The following is a 16481-nucleotide window of genomic DNA, read 5'->3' as shown; positions in this document are numbered from 1 at the left end:
CCTCAGTGGTCGCACGGCAGGTCGCCGTCTTCATTGGTCTTCGCGCCGCAGCTCAAGCAAATCAACGGGGCGCCGTTGATCTTGGCTCGCAGCTGCACGCTGAAACGCCTGGGCACGACGTTGGAATAGTGGTGCGCGGCCTCGATGCGCGATGTCTTCAATGCCTGCGCGCGGTCCTGGCCTGGCTCGGGGATACTCTGGCGGATGATGGTAGGCCGGTCTTCGGCGGGGATGGCGGCGATCATGCTGCAGCCCCTTCCTGCCGACGGCGTGCCCAAACCCACACCGCACTGTCTTCGGTCATGTGGATCGACAGGGTGAACCAGCCTTCCCCAGCGGGACGCTCGCTCACCCAGTCACTGATGTCGGCCTCGCCTTCCTCGAAGTAGCGGTGATGAGCTGCGTGGTCCGGATAGTCTTCCAGGTCATCGATCTTCAGCTCCAAGCCCTGCGCAGCGATCCAAGCTTTGTAGGCCTGCCAGTCTTCATCGAAGTCGGGCTCTTCAGGGTGGACCCAGTAGCCGTCCTGATCGCGCGCCACCGGGGCGGGCTGTATGAGTACCAGCGGAGCAGCGGCCGCTTGAACGTTTTGCATGTATCTCTCCTAGTTGCTTCTTATCAATCAAACGGCATGGCCGAGCAGATGGCGCATCGACCAGACCAGCGGTGGAACAGCAGGGCCAGCCAGCTCCGGCGGCACCTCAAAGCGGGATGCATCGACCAGGTACACAGCGCGCGCCTCATCCTTCAGGGAGTAGCGAAAAGCCTTGTAATTCGTCTTGTCCACCTCCAAGGCCCCGCACGCCGACATATTGCGAATCACCGAAGCCACGCCAAACTTCGAGGAAATGCCGAGCTGCAAAATGGCGCACTGTATTTCCCACATCGGAGACCCTGGGTGCTCTTCCAGGTATTCCGCTACATGCTCACGAATGCTTTTCCCCTTCTGCATATGCCCTCCAAGGGTGGTGGTCAGCCGCCGATCTCGATATGCACGGCGCCGGGGTGGCGGCCATACGTGCGGCGCAGCGTCACCGGCTCGAACTGGCTGTCGTCCACGCCCAGCGCCAGCGCAATGCCGTCGAGGCTCGGCTTCATCGCGCCAAGCAGGTTGTCGCGGTCGCGCCAGCGGCGATCTGGCATTTCGAAGGTGATACGCAGCGGCACGTCCTGACCATGCGGCTCCCATCCGGCCTTGTGCGCAGCCTCCAGCCCCAGGATGTGGCCGACGTGCTTGGCCTTCTTGCGCAAACCCGACGTGACAGCCCAGTGCGTGCCCTTGGACTTGTTCGGATTCAGACGCATATCCGGGAAAGGCAGCGTGACGGTCACCAGCTTCATGCGGGCTCGACCAAATCGGCCGCCTCGATGACCTGCAGCCCCAGGCGCATGCCGATGTCGTGCTCCAGCGTTGCACCGCGCGACTTGCGCCAGCCGGCGAGCATCGCTACCCCGTCGCACATCACCAGTTCGCGAATGTCGATGCGCATGCACTCCAGCCAGTCATTGCTGGTCGGGTTGAGCTCCGCCGGATTGACGATCTCGTGGCCCAGCGCGCGCAGGCGAGCGGCCTCCTCATGGAATCGCGGGAAATTCAGATCCGGGATACCGGTCATCGGTCCTGCCAGGTAAAACTTCATGCACCTCTCCTTTGCGGCAATTGCTTTTTGAATAATTCGTCCTGAGCCTGCAGCCACGCCGCGCGCTTCGCTACCGCCTCTTGCGCGGTGGTCTGGAAGTGGCTGCACTCACGCTGCGCCGTGGTGCTCGGGTAGGTGGCCGACTCCACGAACTTGCACTTTGCGAAGCCGCGCTTCGCCATTTCCGGATTGCTGCGCAGGTCGCAGTGCGCGCAGTCCAGGCAGCGCATCACGCCACCTTCTTCTTCAGACCGCGTGCTGCCTGCAGGGCGGCGTTGCGGTTCTCGGGCGACACCTCGGCCTTGCCTTCGTCCTTTGGCTGCGCCTGTACCACGCGCTGGCCTGATACGGTCATGGGCGGCTTGCCGCCGTTGTCGATGGCCTCCTGCACCCGCTGCTTCAGCGAAAAGGCCGATTCACCAGGAATGGTCTTCAGGCCCAGTTCCGCAGCCTTGGCGATCACGCCCTGCTCCGTCGCGAACCATGCGCCACCGGTGGCAGCGCCCTCCTCGGCCAGGTGCTTTTTGATCCATTCGGCCTTGTAGCCGGTCCAGCCGCGAACGCAGCAGATCTCCAGCGCCTTCTGCAGCGTCACTCCGGCCTGCTGTGCCGCCTCTGCCGCTAGGTGGAAAACTGTCTCGGTGACCGGTGCCTTCTTCGCCTTGCGCAGTGCAAGCCAATCCTTCGCCGTCTGCTTTTCGACGCCAGCAGCGGTCAGGGCCTGCAAGGGTTTCCAAACCGGGTCAGTGGCAGGCGCCGCAGGCGCGCCTTGTGGGTTCCCTGATGGTTCTTTGGGTTCTTGTGGGTTCCGTGTCCCGTTTTCGGTACTGTTATGCGGAAAAACGGTACTGTTACCCGTCGTTTTCGGTACTCTTTGACGGGAATTTCGGAACTGTTCCGTTTTCGGTACCGTTCCGTTTTCGGTACCCTTAAGGCGATCAAAGTTGAACCGGTAGACCTTCACCTGGCCCGTGCTACCCGTGCGCTTCCCGCTGTCCGAAAGGAAACCGGCCTGCTCCAGGCGATTCAAGGCGGAAATCACTGTCTTGCGGTCCAGCCCGGTCTTCTCGCACAGCGCTGCAATGGAGGGCCAGGCCATGCCGTCGTGCTGGGCGTTGTCCCCAAGAGAGACCAAGACGAACTTCATCGAGGCAGGCTTGATGTCCTGCTGGAAGGCCCATTGCATGGCTTCGATACTCATCCGACCACCCTGTATGTGGATGCGCGGAAGGCCTGGCGCTCGCAGATCACGGCTCCCATGGACTCAAGCTGCAGGAGATTGGTCCGGACGGAGTGCTGGCTCATACCTACCTTCTCGGCCAGATCGCGCAGGCGCGGAGAGCACTTGCCGTCCCGCCCCGCCTGGTCAGCCAGCGCCAGCAGGACAATCTTCGGAGACGCCGGCAAGGACCGCTGCCAGACTTTGATGGTGAGCTCGATACTCATGCTTCAACTTTCAACAAACCCTTGCGGGCTAAAACTTGGTGGGTCAGCGTGACCGCCTCTTCGAAGCGCTCAAGCATCTGTTCGTGGGTCATGCCTGCAGGACGCGACGCTCGGCCGTCCAGTACGTCATGGCAGGCGCTGCAGCCATATGCCGCGCGGGTATCTGGGGCCTTCAGGCCCATGCCCTTGCCGTCCTTCAGCTGGTTGCTGTGGCAGAGCACGGTGGTATCGGTGCGGTGGTTGCACACCAGCGGGAAGCGCAGCGTGCATTCCTGATCGCGCGCGGAGGCGCGGATCTTTGTCATCTTGGGCTTGGAGGCCTTTCGGGCCTTCATCTGGGACGATGCAACGCGCAGCAGACCGGCGCCTGGCTTGGCAAACCCGGTGCGTTTCAGGGGCTTTCTGCCGGGCTTTAGTGGAGTTCGGCGCATCATTGCCGCACTCCTAAAGCACCAGATTGGGCGGCAGCCCTACCCGAATAGCTATAATGGAATTTCCCAAGTCCAAAACAACTATCAAAGAAGGCCTGCCATGGAAAAAATTGAACGGCGTACACAAGTGCCCCCGAGACCAATGCCGCCGCCGGTACAACCAGGACCAAAGGGAACAAGCAATGACCAATTCGACACGCAGTCACTCTGAGGCAATTCTCGAAATTCGCTACGGCGCGCGATACTGCCTGCTGATGCGTAGAATTTATGGACGATGCGCAGCTGCCCTCTCCTTCTTGGAGATATTCGGCGGCTCGGCGGCATTCGCTGGCTGGCTCGGCGGTGACCAACACGTCACGGCCGTCGCAGGCGTTGCAATGGCTGCTGCTGCAGCCTTCAGCATTGTGTTTTCGCCTGGAGAAAAGCGTCTTCAATGCGAAATGCAGCGCAGGCGCTGGAACGAGCTCAACGCCGAAGCAGCCAGTCTCGATATCGATCAGCTTGAATTTAAAATTCACAAGCTTCGCGACGAGGACGTGCCTGATATCCAATGGCTTCGACTCCCGGCATACAACGACACTCTGCGCGAAAATGGGCGTGACGATCAAATTCAGACCCTGAGCCGCCGTGAGCGGTGGACCGCATTTTTTGCATAGCGTCATACGTTTCGCCCGAGCTGCCAGCGCACGTAGGGAATGCGGATGCGATCATGAAAGCGTTCAGCGGCGGCAGGGTCGTGATCCAGCTTGCTGCGCTTGTCCACCTCGCACACCCGGCGCACCAGGTCTGCCGCCTTCTCTGGGGTATCGTAGGGCGCGTCGTCCTGCCACTTCTCATCGAGGAAGGCGCGGAAGCGCGGCTCCTGGCAGAAGATGCCGGCCAACTTGGCGAGAGCCCCGCCCTTTTGCTTTTCTGCTTGCATGGCGCCTCAACCCGCGAAGTGCTGCCAGGTCATGAGGATCTTGCCGTTGCGCTTCACCGGCTTGCCTTCCCCATCCATCACCATGTTGCGCACACGGACATCGGCACCCTTCACCTGATCGGTGCGCAGCGCCAATGCCGCCCATTCGCGGGCGAACTGAGGCGCATCGAAGGCCGGGCTCACCTGGCGGTGCCGCGTGGTCGTGTTGAACAGATCCTGCGCGAGCGCATCGACCTGGGCGCGCCACTCCTCCATCGTGAGATTGCGCTTCTTCTCGTCGTCGTAGCGCTTCACCTTCTTTTCAGCGATGCGCAGGCAGTCAGTGCGGCTCACGCCGAATACGCAAAATGCACTCATGGGGCTCTCCTCTTGGGATTTGATTGACTTCAGCGGGTGACGCCGTCGCGGCGGAATGGCTGGCAGATCTTCGAAACGGCAGACATGGCGCGGATCATTGCGCCGATGCGCACGCGCGCCTGCTTCTTCGTCTCGATGGCTTCGGTGATTTCCTTCTCGGCGCGGCGCAGTGCTTGGATGTCGTCCGGGCTGCCGATCACCTCGGCGCAGGCTTGGTGAGCCTCGCTGTCCTCTTTCATCACCAGCGCGAGGTCCGTGATCCGGAATTGGCCGTCGCCCTCTTCCAGGCTGGCCACGCAGAAGCCGTCATGTGACAGCAGCTCGTTCCAGAAGCTGATTTTCAGATCGGTCGGCAGCGCCGCGACGATGGACGGCAGGAAGTTCGCGCTCAGCAGGTTCTTGTCATCCGACACATCGTCCAGCCAGCGCCAGATGCGCTGCTGGTGCGCCTTCATGTCGTTGTAGGCGTCTCCGCTCCGGCCGAACGTGATTCCGGTCCGCGCCGGTCCGCCAATGCGCTCGTGCGCCTCAACGATGTACTGCGCGAGGGTCGCGTTGCTCCAGGTGGTCCGCCTCTTCCACGTCTCAACGTGGCGCCGCAGCGAACCAATCGGGCTTTCGTGTGTACCGTGGAACATGACTTTTAATCCCCGTGTGCATACTCTGGTGGCATGCGAAAAGAAAACTACAAACCCGCCAAATCAGTTCGGAAGCGCCGCCGTGATAGATTGCTGACTCGCCGAGCACGAATAATTGGAGAGAGCAATGCCGCAATCCGTACAGCCACACATGACCCCGGAAGAGGAGCTGAGCGCACGCAACGCCGTACAAGACACTGTGGTGCGCTGCCTAATTGGCGTCCTCAAGCCGGACCAGTCCAGTGCATTTACTCAGCTGATATCCGGCACTTGCCAAAACCTCGCCCTACAGCCACCGCCAGAATCACCTGGAGCAGCTTTGCAGCGCGAATACATGATTCATCTGCTCAAGAGCTATTTGCCTATCCGATGAATGCGGGGTCGATGCGGAACACCTGCAGGAACAGGGAACCCATGCGGGGCGGGACACAGCTCATCGCGCGCCCTCCTGGACTGGTACGTCCGTCGCAACTACGCGGCTATGCAGAGACTCGATTGCACGCAACGTACTGGCTTTGCAATCCGCTTGACCGTTGAGAATTCGATTAACGGTCGGCTGAGAGACTCCGATTTCACTGGCCAAGCGAGGCTCACTCCAGCGTGTCGCTGAACGAATTTCCTGCATCAAGATGCCGATGTCTTTATTCATGCAGGTCATTCTATACGCGCTTGGATACTTATTCAATACGCGAATGGATAGATATTTGCGTGGAGCTATACGCGCACGTATATTGACCAAATGAGTAACATTGCCGCCCGTCTTGACCAAGCCATGTCTGCTGCCGGGTTCCCGTCACAGAGTGCGTTAGCACGCGCATCCGGCGTTCCACAGCCGACAATCAACAGGATTTTGAAGAATTCCGGCAAAGGCCACCCAGAGGCTGCCACAGTGCGCAAGCTCGCAGAAGCGTGCAACGTCAGCTTCAACTGGCTCAATGAGGGCTTGGGGGAAATGGGGCGAGATGCGGTAACACCATCCGCAAAGGTGCAGGCTCTCAAGGCTCTGATCGCCTCGACAGCGCCTGCGGCTCGCCCTGATATTGTCGAGATACCTGTCTACAAGCTCAACATCACTGCAGGCATCACTGGCTTTCAAGCTGAACTTGACGAAAGTGAGTTCGCAATCCCGGTTGCAGTCACCCAGCGATGGCTAGATCAGCATGGATTGGCCAAGGAGCAATTAGTGGCGACAACTGTGCGCGGCGACAGCATGGAGGAAACCCTCTCCGATGGCGATACAGTCATCATCAATACAAAGTCCGTCAGGCCGCGAGATAACAAGATTTTTGCGGTGAATTTTGGCGGCCAGGCTGTTGTGAAACGGTTGATCAGTGATTTTGGCAGGTGGTTCTTGGTCTCCGACAACTCGGATCAAAAGCGATATCACCGCGAGGAGTGCTCGACAGAAAACTGCATTCTCATCGGCGAAGTAGTTATGGCTCAGCGCAACTTCTTACGCGGCTAATTTATGGCCGTTTGTCCGTATGAAAACCGATCTGATCATAGTTCGATCCGGTTGAATTGCATTCGTACTAGTGCCTAGCGCAGCAAGTGCAGATAAAGACACATGCAAACGAGGCGGGGTCGCTGCCTTCTAGGAATGATGCAGGGGTATGACTTCAGACAAGCAGTGCTTGCATTTAATGGCCTCTGACTTGATCTCCTCAGCGCAATAAGGACACTTCCGAGTTTCGCTTGCCAACTCTTCCTCTGCCGCGCCTTCGGGATCATGCACCAACTCAACCCAGCCTCTACGATAGAAGCGGGTCGCAACCAAAAAATCGATAGTGAACGCATATCCTAAAAAAAGGATGATGTGAGCTAGAAGGATAATAGGTATGCTGCCGCTTGTTGCCACAAACAACATAATCCCCAAATAAAAAACGAAGTGACCCCATAGACCTTTGAGCGCCAGGTAAAACGGTCCAAAGAAGAGAAGCCCCGCAACAGCACCGCCCCGATCAAACGTTTCTACATAGCCGTTCGCTTGATTTTCAAACTGTCGCATTCCGACGCTCCCTAATTTGTTTGCTGAATTGTAGCCCACTCCAAATGTGAGCCTGTCGCTACAGGAAAAGTCGCGGAAAAATCTATTCATTCGCGTATTGACTTGTCTATCCATTCGCGTATAGTTCTATTCATCGACTTACCAAAAGCCTCAGCCGCCCCTCGGTGTCCCCCTCACCTCTTTTCGGCTGGAAGCATCCCGCGCCGGTTCCAGGCTTTCCGGCAATTTACTTGCGATGGAGATGGCAATGAGTGCACAGCATGCGACGAGAGCGGCCATGCAGCGGAATGATATTGAGCGGGGAGTCACCTTGACCCGCACCCAATTCCTGTTGATGCGTCTCGCACTGGCGCAATACGTCCACGAATGCAGGACCCACGCGGGCGAGGCCGCTCGTTGCGGGATGGCCGATTACGCTGCAGATTGGACCAGAGACGCCGAACAGTTTCAGGCTCTCTACCATGAAGTGGAGGGCTTGTAATCATGGCCACCGCCAAGAAACCAGTGATCCCACAGCCGACCGCACGCCCCGCTGCCCAGCCCAAGAAGCCGGCGGCAAAGCCGGTCGATCTGTCGACTCTGCTGAATCTGCCCGCCCAGATGGAAGCCGGCTTCCAGCGCGTCATCGACGTGCTGAGCAAACCCGCCCTCGCGAACTCGGCGCCGCCGCTGCAGACCGCCGCTGAGAATGCTGGCGAGCGCTTGGAGGCGATCATCACCATCTTCACCGGTAAGCAGGCACAGAACGTCTTGCAGGACATGCTGGAGACCGGTCATCCTCCGTCCCGCGAGCAGTTGCTGCGCGCGGCCGACAAACTCATCGCCGCGCGAGGTGGCAAATGAATGCTCCGATCAAAGGCGCGGAACTGCACATTCCGTACAGCTCGCCAGAAGCCGCCAGCCTGCAGACAGTAACCGGCTGGGCTTCGCGCGATGGTCGGTTCTGGGGCGACGACGAACACATGGCGCGATTCTGCGGCGCCACTCATCGCCTGTGCAAACAGTGTGAGGCAGTCGAAATCAAGATCGATCGCCTTTACTGCGATTCCTGTCTTGAGCTGCGTCGTATCGAGAAATACAAAGCCATGCCCCGCGAGCAGTGGGACGGCGCCGCCCTGCTCTACCTCGACGGGACGGACCGCTATTTCCAAGATCCGAATGAGGCTCGCGAATACGCGAACGACAAAGGCATTGCCTTCGAAGACCTCCACTTGATCATCTGCGAGCCGAAATACGCATCGCCGCTTGATCCCTTTGACCAGTTCGAAGGCGATCTGCCTGATGGTTGTGACGTTCCGTATGAACTCGTCAAGGCTTTCGATGTGCTCAACGAAGTCATCCGCAATCACCGCGAGCCGCTTTGTTGGTATCCGAGCGGAACTGCCCTGGATTTCGCCTCCCTGCCGGCTACGGCAGCTTCCAGCGATGGAGGTGACAAGTGACTTGCCGTTACCGCTACGTCTTCGCTGACGGGTCCGAGCGTACCGGGGAACAGGTCGGCTCCCCCGCGATCATCGAAGCCGCCGGATATCTGGCGGGCGCACTCGGTGTCACCGTGCTGGTGGTCGCATGAAGAACTTCTGCCTGGGCTTCGCATGCGGCGCGTGCTTCATCGTCGCCGCCGTCTTCTTCCTGGCCTCGCTGCAAGCCGCCAAGGCCGCGCCTGTGCAAGTTGCTTGCTGGAGGGCGAAATGAAATTCATCGCCGCCATCCCGGTTTTCTTCCGTCTCTACGGATTCCATCGTCGAGGCGGAAGGGATCGCATCGTTTCGTTGCGCTTGGCTGCACGTGCGATCGATTTCACCCGTTAATTCCTGCTCCAGCTCGAACTAGCTCCAGGTGAGCCAAAGCCAACTCAACTTTATCGAGCATTTTTTTCCGCCCGCCATGTGTGCTGCAGAAATCTCTATACCAGTCGTCATCAGACATGTTGATACCTCTTATCGTGTTTCCCGCGATGTGAATTGCATCACGCATCTGGAAAAGCGCCTCAATAGAAGCGTAGTCCAACAAGCGATCAAGGGGAAACCGATCAAGGGCCCGTTCGACCGTTTCGATTTTTCTCGGACTGACGAGGCTTCTCATCATTCGAATGCTGACGACAGACGGCTTTGCTTCTTGTGGGATCTGCTTACAGAGCCATTCAGCCTGATACAGGATTGCACCAAGGGACAGGATTGGTTCTTGACGACGCTGAACATCGCCACGTCTGGCCAAATAGATGGCCGCGCCGAATGCCGCCACCGTTCCCAAAGCACCTGTCCAAGCCGCGCCAACTTCCGACTTCATGCTTGGGAATATAAAAAACAGCAGCGCGAGGGAGACTGCAACCGAAATGAATCCGACACATACGCGTAGCACAAGCAGTAACTCTCGCTCCATTTGACACCCCTTTTTCTGGAATTTTGTATGTTCAAGAACGCAATTATCTACCGACTCCCCGCGCGGTGGCATATCAACGCTGGCCAATTGTCGCAGCACCTGGCCCCGCAGACCTTCAAGCGTGCTGGCAACATGGACATGCAGTCGCAAGGCTGGATCCAGCCGCGTGAGAGCTCCAACGGCCTCGTGCACCAGGTCAATCGCCAGTTCCTGCTGCGCCTGCAGACCGAGAAGAAGATCCTGCCGTCTTCGGTGATCAACCAGGTCACCCGCGAGCGCGCTAAGGAACTGGAGGAACAGCAAGGCTTTCCGCCGGGCCGCAAGCAGACCAAGGAACTGAAGGAACAGGTCACCGATGAACTGCTGCCGCGCGCCTTCACGCGCCTATCCAGCATGTGGGTCTGGATCGACCCGGTCAATGGCTGGTTGGTGGCCGACAGCAGCACGTCGGCCAGGGCCGAAGAAGCGCTCAAGCTGCTGTTCAAGGCCGTGCCGAAGTTCCCGCTGGAGACTGTGCGCACCGTGATGTCGCCTGGCGCTGCCATGACTGACTGGCTTGCGAGCGATGAGGCGCCCGAGGGCTTCACGGTCGATCAGGACACCGAGCTGCGCTCCACCGCCGAGAGCCGCGCAACCGTGCGATACGTACGCCATACCCTCGAAGCCGACCAGCTCCGCCAGCATATCGAGACCGGCAAGCAGTGCACGCGCCTGGCACTCACTTGGGCAGATAAGATCAGCTTCACCATGGCCGAGAACCTGTCTATCAAGAAGATCGCGCTGCTCGACGTGCTGAAGGAAAACCACGAGCTGACCGGTAAGAACGATGACGAGCGCTTCGACGGTGACTTCATGTTGTTTACTGGCGAACTGCAAAAACTGCTGAAAGATCTAATCAAAGCACTTGGAGGCATCGTTGCAGAACCGATGAAGGAAAAATTGTGAATTCAGATTTTTCCAAATCCAAACTTCTCAGCCAATGCTTCAAGATCCGAATGACATCGAATCAAACGATCTGCGCACGGCTGACTCATCGACAGCAGAAAATCAGCAGTTTCTTTTCTTTCCTTGCGATCAGTGGTCACGGCCGCATCCATGTAGGTTCTAATGCCGCGGATCTGCGCTTGAGCGGCATGAAGTTGCCCAGCAATGTAGGCCGAAACTACGACAATATCCTGCAGATAACTGTCCGGAATAGGCTGGATTTTTGCCATTTGGATCTGACATGCAGCGATGAAACCCTTCCAGTTCTCGTCGCCGTAAGCGTCATGGAGCTTACGCAAATGCTGCGCTCCATGAGAGATAGCCCCTGTATGGGCCTTCATATCTCGGACATATCCAATCAACGCTGGGACTGCAATTACTCCGCGGGCATGCAATTCCGCCTTCCGCCTTCGCTCACTTTGGGTGGCAATAACCAACGTTCCGCCGAAAGCCAATCCGGTAAATATTGCGCTGAGCCACGTCGCGACATCGCCAAGATCGAGCCCGAGGATTCTGGCCCAGATTGCCCCGACTATTGCGGCCAACGTCGAAAGAAAACCAATTTCTCCAATCGAAGCTTTTTCCATCCCACCCCCTATTTTTTCAAAGCGATCGTAGCACAAGGGCGTGATACGCCAGGACGAGCGTCCCTCACCGGGCTGCAGCAGCGCATCGCTGCACTCATGAATTCCACCAAGATGGAGACCACAAATGTCTAACAAACCCAGCTGGCGCAAGCTTATGGATCTCGGCGCCGTCAAGCGCACAGATGCCGGCCTGTGGGCTCGCCCTAGCGCCATCCGGATCCTCCCCGGCTTCAACCTGCGCGACACCGAGGCGCCTGGCTACCGCGATGACATCGAGAGCCTGAAGGATCACAAGCGCCGGGGCGGCAAGGTTCCGCCTCTTGAAGTCAGCCTGTCCGCCGACGGCCAGGGTGTGGATGTCATCGACGGCCACCGCCGCACCACTGCGGATCAAGAGCTCATCGCAGAGGGTCTGAAGATCGAATGGATCCGCATTGAGCCGTTCGAAGGCAATGACCTGGAGCGCCAGGCCCGCATCCTCACTAGCCAGGATAACCGCAAGCTTCTCCCGCTGGAGCTGGCCGAAGGCTATCGCCGCCTTAAGGCGTTCGGCCTCAACAACGAGGAAATCGCCAAGCTGGTAGGGAAAACGCGCCAGCACATTGAGCAGATGCTCCTGTTATCGGCCGCGCCCCACTCGGTGCAAATGATGGTCCGGGCCGGCGAGACGGCGGCGAGCACCGCCATTGAGGCCGTGCGCGAGCATGGAGACAAGGCCGCAGCGGTCTTGGATTCGGCAAAGAAGACCGTCGCGGCCGCCGGCGGCAAGAAGATCACCACCGCCGCCATCCGCCCGTGGAGCCCGCCCCCGCGCGCGGTGCTGCCGATGGTCTCGGCCGTTGATGCGGTGGTGCAGGCTATTCCAGAGCACGTGCGCCAGGCCCTGCAGGACAAACCCGCCGGCGATCAAGTGATCGAACTGCCAGCCACTGCCGTCTACGAGCTGCTGGCGCAGCAAGCCGCCATTCAGGCGCTGCGCGACAAGGCCGAGAAGAAGGCTTCCGCCGCGCCCGCTGACAACGCTGGAGACGAGCATGCTGATTAAGTGCATAGATGGCTTCACCCGCCAATTCGGTGCGCCGGCCGACTGGGACGGCAAGGATATGTCTTGCGGCGTCCTGCCGGTCCTCGATGTTGAAACCGGCGAGGGGAATTTCATGTTCTCGGCCTGGGAGCCGACGCCGCCAGAGCTGGAAGCGCTGAACAAGGGCGCCAATATCATCTTGGGCCTGCGCGGCACATTGCACCCTGTCGTCTCGGTGCAGGTGGCTGCAGATATCACACCGACCGAAAAGCATCCGGACGATATCGCAGTGGACCAGTTCGCGGAGGCGATGAAGGCGAAATTGGCTGACGCGCGCGCCAAGGGCCGCAGCGGCTGGCAGGAATGCGAACCCGCCGAACTCTCCTACATGCTGCGCGAGCACGTCGAAAAGGGCGATCCCCGCGATGTGGCCAACTTCTGCATGTTCCTGTGGAGCCTGGGCAAACCCATCGGAGACACCGTTCTGCCGATCAGTGGTCATGCATTGCCACACCCGCCCCAAGAAACTTTTCAGAGCCGTGTCAAGCGATGGATGATGACTTGCTTCGGCGAAGCCATTAGCAATGACCTGCAGGAGCGCAATCATCGCTTCCTGGAAGAGGCGCTGGAACTGGTGCAATCCACTGGCTGCACTCAAAGCGAAGCGCACCAGCTTGTTGACTACGTGTTCGGCCGCCCTGTCGGCGAGCCAGTGCAGGAGGTCGGCGGCGTGATGGTGACGCTGGCCGCCCTGTGCCTAGCCGCGAAGCTGGACATGCATGCGGCCGGCGAAACCGAGCTTGCCCGCATCTGGACGAAGGTGGACCAGATCCGTGCCAAGCAAGCGGCCAAGCCGAGGCACTCCCCTTTACCAGTAGCTACCGAGCCGCCGCTATTCCAGGAGAGCCATTTACGAACCCCTGATGTACGCGGCGATACTGAGCAACAAGGCGCCCAGAGCAAAAATGGTTGATGCGATCGCTGCGCGTGCTGATTGGCCAGCGGTCCGGGCGGACTCGGCCGCCGCTTGAGCCGAGGCTTCGGTTGCCTCGACATTTCGCCGTTCGATGTCCCGCCCCTCCAACTGAAAGCGCCGCTCCTCGTTCGCGTCGAAGTAGGAAAGCCAATCCTGAACAAAGACCTGTTGGGCTCTGTCATCCAGAGCGTTAAAGCGAGAGGCAACGAATTCACGCAGGGCCATTAGGTTTTCAGGAGAGTCTTTTACGAAACGCTCAATCTGATCGAAATCAGCAAAGACCTCCAGATAAACACGCTTGCCATTTTTGTCTTTCACGACGCCCCTCCAATTGATTTACTCAAGCAATCCTATCATGAGCGAAAACACCAAAATCGAATGGGCAGACCACACGTTCAACCCGTGGGAAGGCTGCCAGAAGGTAGGCCCGGGATGCGACCACTGCTACGCGGAAGCCCGCAACGCCCGGTTCGGTGGTGGCGTGGCCGTGAACTGGGGACCTGGCGCCCCGCGCCGCCTGACCAGCGGATCTAATTGGCGTAAGCCGGTGGCCTGGAACGCGGCTGCCGAGGAGTTTCAGCGCCAGCATGGCCGCCGCCAGCGCGTGTTCTGCGCCAGCTTGGCCGACGTGTTCGACAACCAAGTGCCGGAGCGCTGGCGCGCCGACCTCTTCGCGCTCATTGAGGCCACACCTAACCTCGACTGGCTCCTGCTGACGAAGCGCATCGGCAACGTGCCGGACATGCTGGTGCAGGTCGGCCGCAGCCTGTTCTGGATGGAGCACCTGGACGAGCCGTACCTGCCGCGCAACGTCTGGCTCGGTGCCACGGTGGTCAACCAGGAGGAGGCCGACCGCGATATCTCGAAGTTGCTGGCCGTACCTGCCGCGAGGCGCTTCCTGTCGATGGAGCCCCTTCTCGGGCCGGTGGACCTGAATCAGGCACTGCCGCCGGTCCACTGCGAGACCTGCGGCTCCGACTACGGTGCGCTCTCGGCGCACGGTGCCGACACGCCCACCGGCATCGACTGGATCATCGTCGGCGGTGAGAGTGGCCCAGGTGCTCGAGACTTCAATATCGGCTGGGCGAGGTCAATCGTTTCGGAATGCCGGCTGGCTGGTATCGCTGCTCATGTGAAGCAGCTCGGCGCCTCGCCGATCTGGAATGGCTGCTCCTCGTCCCCGGAAGAGCACTGGCCTGATGGCACCCGCCGGGAAGACCTTGGCCATGGCCACTGGCACATCCGCCTGAAGGACAAGAAAGGCGGCGACGTCGAGGAATGGCCGCTGGACCTGCGCGTGAGGGAGTTTCCATGAGCGACCAGAACATCGTCAACTTCCCTGGCGTGCCCCAGGAGCTACCCCAGCAGACCATCACGCTGGAGAAGCAGCCATTCAACATGTGCCAGCACGCGAAGATCTCTCTGGATTCGCACGGCCGTCTGGTCAACTGCGTGCAGTGCGGGGCGGTCATCGACCCATTCCAGTACTTGGCCACCAATGCCGTGGTGCTGCAGCGCGCTTGGTCTGATCACGCCAGCGTCAAGCGAACCTTGGCCGACATGAACGACCGGGTCGCAGCCCTAAAGAAGGAAGAGCAGCGCCTGAAGGCTTCTGTGCGCCGCCTCAAGGAAAAGCAGCCTGTCATTGATACACGCGGAAAGGACATCCTATGAACGCAGTCTTGGATCCGATCACCCTGACCGAGCAGGAGGTGGTGGCCATCACCGGCTACCACCGCCCGGCCTTCCAGCTGCGCCGCCTGCAGGAAATGGGTATCCCTGCCCATCGCCGGCCGGACAACACCATCATGGTGCTCCGCGTGTATGTCACCACCAGACCGGAAGCTGCCGCAGCGCCGGAAAAACAAGAACCGAAACTCCGCTTGATCCGCAAATGAATCGCTCCCGCAAGACCGGCAAGGGCCTGCCCCGCCGCGTGTACATCCGAGATAACAGCTACTGGTTCGTCCCTGCAGAGCCCATCGTCGATCCCAAGAGCAAGCAGGTCCGGAAATGGATCAAGCTGGCCAGGGTCGCTGATGGCGAAGCTGCGATGCACCTGGCGCTGGCAGGCTTGCTGACGCATGCCGTAGACAATGAAAGCATGGCCTACGCCTGCGCCGAGTTCAAAAAGCACAAGCTGAAGCGCTATAGCGACGAAACCCAGGCCACCTATGGCCGGTACCTCGACACCATGGCCGAAGCGTTTGCCGACTTCTCGGCGCGCCAGGTCACAACCAAGAGCTGGTCCCAGTTCCTCCGGCAGAACTTCAGCGACCGCCCGAATACCGCCCAGAAGTACACCGCCCTGGCGCGCAAGCTGTTCAAGTACATCATTTCCGAGCTGGGGCTGCGTGAGGACAATCCAATTGACCAGATTGAGCTGGACGACTATGAGACGGAGCGCCGCCTGATCTTGCCCACTCATGAGCAGGTTCAGGCGATCCGCCAGGCCGGCATGATGAGCAAGGTGAGATCCGACACAGGCAAGGCACTGCCCACCGCCAGCGGACCTATGTTTGCCTGCCTGGTCGATGCGGCCTATCTGCTGTGGGCTCGCGCAGTAGACGTCCGCACGCTCAAGGAATCGCAGATCGAGGGAGAAATCGGCGGCCATATCCGGCTGAAGCCATCGAAGACGGCGAAGACCAGCGGCAAATCGGTGGACATCCTGATCACCCCTGCGATTTGGGATGTGATCCAGCGTGCCCGCGCCATCAAGAGGGAATACAAGGTCCATGGCAAGCCGTTGATCACCGGCTACCTCTTCCCGACTCGGAAAGGAACGGCTTACGGAAAGAGCGGCCTGTTCTCGATGTGGGACCGCGCGCGCGACCGCCTGGGCATCAACAAGGACTCGCCGGCGGAAGAGAGGATTCAATTCAGGGATTTGCGCGCGCTCGGCGCGACTGATGCAGCTCGGACGAAGCTGCCGATGGAACAGATCCAAGCACGGCTGGCTCATACGTCGCCGCAGACATCCGAGATCTACATCAAGGAAGTGATTGCCCAAGTCTCGGAAATCGATCTGCCGCTACCGTGGCCCACAAAGCAAAACAGCACTGAATATTAGAGAATCCCTAATA

At 59.4% G+C, this 16481-nt stretch carries 30 protein-coding genes; 13 read left to right on the top strand and 17 right to left on the bottom strand.

The annotated features are described in order from the left end of the window. Positions 1-2: 2 nt before the first annotated feature. From FYB76_RS02340 to FYB76_RS02300, 9 genes are read right to left on the bottom strand one after another with little or no spacing between them, the layout of a single operon-like run. The gene (locus FYB76_RS02340; RefSeq protein ID WP_154132545.1) at positions 3-245 is read right to left on the bottom strand and encodes a hypothetical protein; all 243 of its coding nucleotides are present in this window, start codon (positions 243-245) and stop codon (positions 3-5) included. Beyond that, the gene (locus tag FYB76_RS02335; protein ID WP_134222157.1) at positions 242-595 is read right to left on the bottom strand and encodes a hypothetical protein; all 354 of its coding nucleotides are present in this window, start codon (positions 593-595) and stop codon (positions 242-244) included. The genes FYB76_RS02340 and FYB76_RS02335 overlap by 4 nt, the downstream gene beginning before the upstream one ends. 27 nt (positions 596-622) lie before the next feature. Continuing rightward, the gene (locus FYB76_RS02330; RefSeq protein WP_154132544.1) at positions 623-952 is read right to left on the bottom strand and encodes a hypothetical protein; all 330 of its coding nucleotides are present in this window, start codon (positions 950-952) and stop codon (positions 623-625) included. A 20-nt stretch (positions 953-972) separates the two neighbouring features. Beyond that, complete coding sequence (locus tag FYB76_RS02325) at positions 973-1341, bottom strand: hypothetical protein (protein WP_154132543.1); 369 nt, start codon at positions 1339-1341, stop codon at positions 973-975. Continuing rightward, complete coding sequence (locus FYB76_RS02320) at positions 1338-1640, bottom strand: DUF4406 domain-containing protein (RefSeq protein ID WP_154132542.1); 303 nt, start codon at positions 1638-1640, stop codon at positions 1338-1340. The genes FYB76_RS02325 and FYB76_RS02320 overlap by 4 nt, the downstream gene beginning before the upstream one ends. Further along, the gene (locus tag FYB76_RS02315) at positions 1637-1870 is read right to left on the bottom strand and encodes a hypothetical protein (RefSeq protein WP_154132541.1); all 234 of its coding nucleotides are present in this window, start codon (positions 1868-1870) and stop codon (positions 1637-1639) included. Before FYB76_RS02315 ends, FYB76_RS02320 begins: the two co-directional genes overlap by 4 nt. Continuing rightward, positions 1870-2841 carry a helix-turn-helix domain-containing protein gene (locus FYB76_RS02310; RefSeq protein ID WP_154132540.1) on the bottom strand — a complete coding sequence of 324 codons (972 nt, stop codon included), beginning with the start codon at positions 2839-2841 and terminating at the stop codon, positions 1870-1872. The genes FYB76_RS02315 and FYB76_RS02310 overlap by 1 nt, the downstream gene beginning before the upstream one ends. After that, the gene (locus tag FYB76_RS02305; RefSeq protein ID WP_154132539.1) at positions 2838-3086 is read right to left on the bottom strand and encodes a helix-turn-helix domain-containing protein; all 249 of its coding nucleotides are present in this window, start codon (positions 3084-3086) and stop codon (positions 2838-2840) included. The genes FYB76_RS02310 and FYB76_RS02305 overlap by 4 nt, the downstream gene beginning before the upstream one ends. After that, the gene (locus tag FYB76_RS02300) at positions 3083-3520 is read right to left on the bottom strand and encodes a nuclease domain-containing protein (protein ID WP_229296850.1); all 438 of its coding nucleotides are present in this window, start codon (positions 3518-3520) and stop codon (positions 3083-3085) included. Before FYB76_RS02300 ends, FYB76_RS02305 begins: the two co-directional genes overlap by 4 nt. 179 nt (positions 3521-3699) lie before the next feature. Between FYB76_RS02300 and FYB76_RS02295 the strand changes: the two genes are divergently transcribed. After that, positions 3700-4173: a hypothetical protein gene (locus tag FYB76_RS02295; RefSeq protein ID WP_154132538.1), complete on the top strand. Its 474-nt coding sequence runs from the start codon at positions 3700-3702 to the stop codon at positions 4171-4173. 2 nt (positions 4174-4175) lie between these two features. Here FYB76_RS02295 and FYB76_RS02290 read toward each other — a convergent pair whose 3' ends face one another. From FYB76_RS02290 to FYB76_RS27065, 4 genes are all read right to left on the bottom strand, one after another. Beyond that, positions 4176-4439, bottom strand: coding sequence for a hypothetical protein (locus FYB76_RS02290; RefSeq protein WP_154132537.1), 264 nt, complete (start codon positions 4437-4439; stop codon positions 4176-4178). A gap of 6 nt (positions 4440-4445) precedes the next feature. Next, entirely contained in the window at positions 4446-4796 is a 351-nt protein-coding gene (locus FYB76_RS02285) for a hypothetical protein (RefSeq protein ID WP_154132536.1), read from the bottom strand. 29 nt (positions 4797-4825) lie between these two features. After that, entirely contained in the window at positions 4826-5434 is a 609-nt protein-coding gene (locus FYB76_RS02280; RefSeq protein ID WP_154132535.1) for a hypothetical protein, read from the bottom strand. Between the two features lie 433 nt (positions 5435-5867). Next, complete coding sequence (locus FYB76_RS27065; RefSeq protein WP_370516286.1) at positions 5868-6059, bottom strand: helix-turn-helix domain-containing protein; 192 nt, start codon at positions 6057-6059, stop codon at positions 5868-5870. A 114-nt stretch (positions 6060-6173) separates the two neighbouring features. Here FYB76_RS27065 and FYB76_RS02270 point away from each other — a divergent pair, with 114 nt between their 5' ends. Beyond that, positions 6174-6899 carry a LexA family transcriptional regulator gene (locus tag FYB76_RS02270; protein ID WP_154132533.1) on the top strand — a complete coding sequence of 242 codons (726 nt, stop codon included), beginning with the start codon at positions 6174-6176 and terminating at the stop codon, positions 6897-6899. Between the two features lie 129 nt (positions 6900-7028). Here the strand turns inward: FYB76_RS02270 and FYB76_RS02265 are convergent, their stop codons facing one another. Continuing rightward, positions 7029-7442: a zinc ribbon domain-containing protein gene (locus FYB76_RS02265; protein ID WP_195724550.1), complete on the bottom strand. Its 414-nt coding sequence runs from the start codon at positions 7440-7442 to the stop codon at positions 7029-7031. Between the two features lie 247 nt (positions 7443-7689). On the opposite strand from FYB76_RS02265, the gene FYB76_RS02260 reads away from it, so the two are divergent. From FYB76_RS02260 to FYB76_RS26960, 4 genes are read left to right on the top strand one after another with little or no spacing between them, the layout of a single operon-like run. After that, complete coding sequence (locus FYB76_RS02260) at positions 7690-7923, top strand: hypothetical protein (protein ID WP_154132531.1); 234 nt, start codon at positions 7690-7692, stop codon at positions 7921-7923. A 2-nt stretch (positions 7924-7925) separates the two neighbouring features. Then, positions 7926-8285 carry a hypothetical protein gene (locus FYB76_RS02255; protein ID WP_154132530.1) on the top strand — a complete coding sequence of 120 codons (360 nt, stop codon included), beginning with the start codon at positions 7926-7928 and terminating at the stop codon, positions 8283-8285. Beyond that, on the top strand, positions 8282-8884 hold the full coding sequence (locus tag FYB76_RS02250; protein ID WP_154132529.1) for a hypothetical protein: 603 nt from the start codon (positions 8282-8284) through the stop codon (positions 8882-8884). Before FYB76_RS02255 ends, FYB76_RS02250 begins: the two co-directional genes overlap by 4 nt. After that, positions 8881-9015 carry a hypothetical protein gene (locus FYB76_RS26960; RefSeq protein ID WP_255475260.1) on the top strand — a complete coding sequence of 45 codons (135 nt, stop codon included), beginning with the start codon at positions 8881-8883 and terminating at the stop codon, positions 9013-9015. Before FYB76_RS02250 ends, FYB76_RS26960 begins: the two co-directional genes overlap by 4 nt. Positions 9016-9242: 227 nt before the next feature. Here the strand turns inward: FYB76_RS26960 and FYB76_RS02245 are convergent, their stop codons facing one another. After that, complete coding sequence (locus FYB76_RS02245) at positions 9243-9824, bottom strand: hypothetical protein (protein ID WP_154132528.1); 582 nt, start codon at positions 9822-9824, stop codon at positions 9243-9245. Between the two features lie 27 nt (positions 9825-9851). Here FYB76_RS02245 and FYB76_RS02240 point away from each other — a divergent pair, with 27 nt between their 5' ends. Continuing rightward, complete coding sequence (locus tag FYB76_RS02240; RefSeq protein ID WP_154132527.1) at positions 9852-10769, top strand: recombination-associated protein RdgC; 918 nt, start codon at positions 9852-9854, stop codon at positions 10767-10769. 2 nt (positions 10770-10771) lie between these two features. Here FYB76_RS02240 and FYB76_RS02235 read toward each other — a convergent pair whose 3' ends face one another. Continuing rightward, positions 10772-11395 (bottom strand): hypothetical protein, encoded by a 624-nt coding sequence (locus FYB76_RS02235; RefSeq protein WP_154132526.1) that lies wholly within the window; start codon positions 11393-11395, stop codon positions 10772-10774. 124 nt (positions 11396-11519) lie between these two features. Between FYB76_RS02235 and FYB76_RS02230 the strand changes: the two genes are divergently transcribed. Together FYB76_RS02230 and FYB76_RS26755 are read left to right on the top strand one after the other, a co-directional pair. Then, the gene (locus FYB76_RS02230) at positions 11520-12440 is read left to right on the top strand and encodes a hypothetical protein (RefSeq protein ID WP_154132525.1); all 921 of its coding nucleotides are present in this window, start codon (positions 11520-11522) and stop codon (positions 12438-12440) included. Continuing rightward, complete coding sequence (locus FYB76_RS26755; RefSeq protein ID WP_229296849.1) at positions 12430-13392, top strand: hypothetical protein; 963 nt, start codon at positions 12430-12432, stop codon at positions 13390-13392. The genes FYB76_RS02230 and FYB76_RS26755 overlap by 11 nt, the downstream gene beginning before the upstream one ends. Here FYB76_RS26755 and FYB76_RS02210 read toward each other — a convergent pair. After that, a complete protein-coding gene (locus FYB76_RS02210; protein WP_154132524.1) occupies positions 13330-13713 on the bottom strand; it encodes a hypothetical protein in 384 nt (127 codons plus the stop codon). The two genes, FYB76_RS26755 and FYB76_RS02210, sit on opposite strands and share 63 nt — an antisense overlap. A 37-nt stretch (positions 13714-13750) precedes the next feature. On the opposite strand from FYB76_RS02210, the gene FYB76_RS02205 reads away from it, so the two are divergent. Genes FYB76_RS02205 through FYB76_RS02190 form a run of 4 tightly spaced genes read left to right on the top strand, consistent with a single transcriptional unit; the run spans position 13751 to position 16468 of the window. Next, complete coding sequence (locus FYB76_RS02205) at positions 13751-14710, top strand: phage Gp37/Gp68 family protein (protein ID WP_154132523.1); 960 nt, start codon at positions 13751-13753, stop codon at positions 14708-14710. Further along, on the top strand, positions 14707-15069 hold the full coding sequence (locus FYB76_RS02200) for a hypothetical protein (protein WP_229296848.1): 363 nt from the start codon (positions 14707-14709) through the stop codon (positions 15067-15069). Before FYB76_RS02205 ends, FYB76_RS02200 begins: the two co-directional genes overlap by 4 nt. Beyond that, positions 15066-15293, top strand: a complete 228-nt coding sequence (locus FYB76_RS02195) for a DUF4224 domain-containing protein (RefSeq protein ID WP_154132521.1) — start codon at positions 15066-15068, stop codon at positions 15291-15293. The genes FYB76_RS02200 and FYB76_RS02195 overlap by 4 nt, the downstream gene beginning before the upstream one ends. Next, positions 15290-16468, top strand: coding sequence for a tyrosine-type recombinase/integrase (locus FYB76_RS02190; RefSeq protein WP_154132520.1), 1179 nt, complete (start codon positions 15290-15292; stop codon positions 16466-16468). The genes FYB76_RS02195 and FYB76_RS02190 overlap by 4 nt, the downstream gene beginning before the upstream one ends. Positions 16469-16481: the final 13 nt, after the last annotated feature.

The organism is Herbaspirillum sp. CAH-3 (genome assembly GCF_009668275.1).
GTDB lineage: Bacteria > Pseudomonadota > Gammaproteobacteria > Burkholderiales > Burkholderiaceae_D > Herbaspirillum > Herbaspirillum aquaticum.
This window is presented reverse-complemented; position numbering and strand designations above follow the sequence as displayed.

Excerpts from the sequence above, each read along its gene's own strand:
- FYB76_RS02325 (WP_154132543.1), bottom strand. The coding sequence starts at position 1,341 with ATGAAGCTGGTGACCGTCACGCTGCCTTTCCCGGATATGCGTCTGAAT.
- FYB76_RS02310 (WP_154132540.1), bottom strand. The coding sequence starts at position 2,841 with ATGAGTATCGAAGCCATGCAATGGGCCTTCCAGCAGGACATCAAGCCT.
- FYB76_RS02305 (WP_154132539.1), bottom strand. The coding sequence starts at position 3,086 with ATGAGTATCGAGCTCACCATCAAAGTCTGGCAGCGGTCCTTGCCGGCG.
- FYB76_RS02230 (WP_154132525.1), top strand. The coding sequence starts at position 11,520 with ATGTCTAACAAACCCAGCTGGCGCAAGCTTATGGATCTCGGCGCCGTC.
- FYB76_RS02260 (WP_154132531.1), top strand. The coding sequence starts at position 7,690 with ATGAGTGCACAGCATGCGACGAGAGCGGCCATGCAGCGGAATGATATT.
- FYB76_RS02245 (WP_154132528.1), bottom strand. The coding sequence starts at position 9,824 with ATGGAGCGAGAGTTACTGCTTGTGCTACGCGTATGTGTCGGATTCATT.
- FYB76_RS02295 (WP_154132538.1), top strand. The coding sequence starts at position 3,700 with ATGACCAATTCGACACGCAGTCACTCTGAGGCAATTCTCGAAATTCGC.
- FYB76_RS02250 (WP_154132529.1), top strand. The coding sequence starts at position 8,282 with ATGAATGCTCCGATCAAAGGCGCGGAACTGCACATTCCGTACAGCTCG.
- FYB76_RS02195 (WP_154132521.1), top strand. The coding sequence starts at position 15,066 with ATGAACGCAGTCTTGGATCCGATCACCCTGACCGAGCAGGAGGTGGTG.
- FYB76_RS02290 (WP_154132537.1), bottom strand. The coding sequence starts at position 4,439 with ATGCAAGCAGAAAAGCAAAAGGGCGGGGCTCTCGCCAAGTTGGCCGGC.
- FYB76_RS02280 (WP_154132535.1), bottom strand. The coding sequence starts at position 5,434 with ATGTTCCACGGTACACACGAAAGCCCGATTGGTTCGCTGCGGCGCCAC.
- FYB76_RS02335 (WP_134222157.1), bottom strand. The coding sequence starts at position 595 with ATGCAAAACGTTCAAGCGGCCGCTGCTCCGCTGGTACTCATACAGCCC.
- FYB76_RS02315 (WP_154132541.1), bottom strand. The coding sequence starts at position 1,870 with ATGCGCTGCCTGGACTGCGCGCACTGCGACCTGCGCAGCAATCCGGAA.
- FYB76_RS02320 (WP_154132542.1), bottom strand. The coding sequence starts at position 1,640 with ATGAAGTTTTACCTGGCAGGACCGATGACCGGTATCCCGGATCTGAAT.
- FYB76_RS02285 (WP_154132536.1), bottom strand. The coding sequence starts at position 4,796 with ATGAGTGCATTTTGCGTATTCGGCGTGAGCCGCACTGACTGCCTGCGC.
- FYB76_RS02330 (WP_154132544.1), bottom strand. The coding sequence starts at position 952 with ATGCAGAAGGGGAAAAGCATTCGTGAGCATGTAGCGGAATACCTGGAA.
- FYB76_RS02340 (WP_154132545.1), bottom strand. The coding sequence starts at position 245 with ATGATCGCCGCCATCCCCGCCGAAGACCGGCCTACCATCATCCGCCAG.
- FYB76_RS02255 (WP_154132530.1), top strand. The coding sequence starts at position 7,926 with ATGGCCACCGCCAAGAAACCAGTGATCCCACAGCCGACCGCACGCCCC.
- FYB76_RS02300 (WP_229296850.1), bottom strand. The coding sequence starts at position 3,520 with ATGATGCGCCGAACTCCACTAAAGCCCGGCAGAAAGCCCCTGAAACGC.
- FYB76_RS02265 (WP_195724550.1), bottom strand. The coding sequence starts at position 7,442 with ATGCGACAGTTTGAAAATCAAGCGAACGGCTATGTAGAAACGTTTGAT.
- FYB76_RS02240 (WP_154132527.1), top strand. The coding sequence starts at position 9,852 with ATGTTCAAGAACGCAATTATCTACCGACTCCCCGCGCGGTGGCATATC.
- FYB76_RS02270 (WP_154132533.1), top strand. The coding sequence starts at position 6,174 with ATGAGTAACATTGCCGCCCGTCTTGACCAAGCCATGTCTGCTGCCGGG.
- FYB76_RS27065 (WP_370516286.1), bottom strand. The coding sequence starts at position 6,059 with ATGCAGGAAATTCGTTCAGCGACACGCTGGAGTGAGCCTCGCTTGGCC.
- FYB76_RS26755 (WP_229296849.1), top strand. The coding sequence starts at position 12,430 with ATGCTGATTAAGTGCATAGATGGCTTCACCCGCCAATTCGGTGCGCCG.
- FYB76_RS02200 (WP_229296848.1), top strand. The coding sequence starts at position 14,707 with ATGAGCGACCAGAACATCGTCAACTTCCCTGGCGTGCCCCAGGAGCTA.
- FYB76_RS02235 (WP_154132526.1), bottom strand. The coding sequence starts at position 11,395 with ATGGAAAAAGCTTCGATTGGAGAAATTGGTTTTCTTTCGACGTTGGCC.
- FYB76_RS02205 (WP_154132523.1), top strand. The coding sequence starts at position 13,751 with ATGAGCGAAAACACCAAAATCGAATGGGCAGACCACACGTTCAACCCG.
- FYB76_RS02190 (WP_154132520.1), top strand. The coding sequence starts at position 15,290 with ATGAATCGCTCCCGCAAGACCGGCAAGGGCCTGCCCCGCCGCGTGTAC.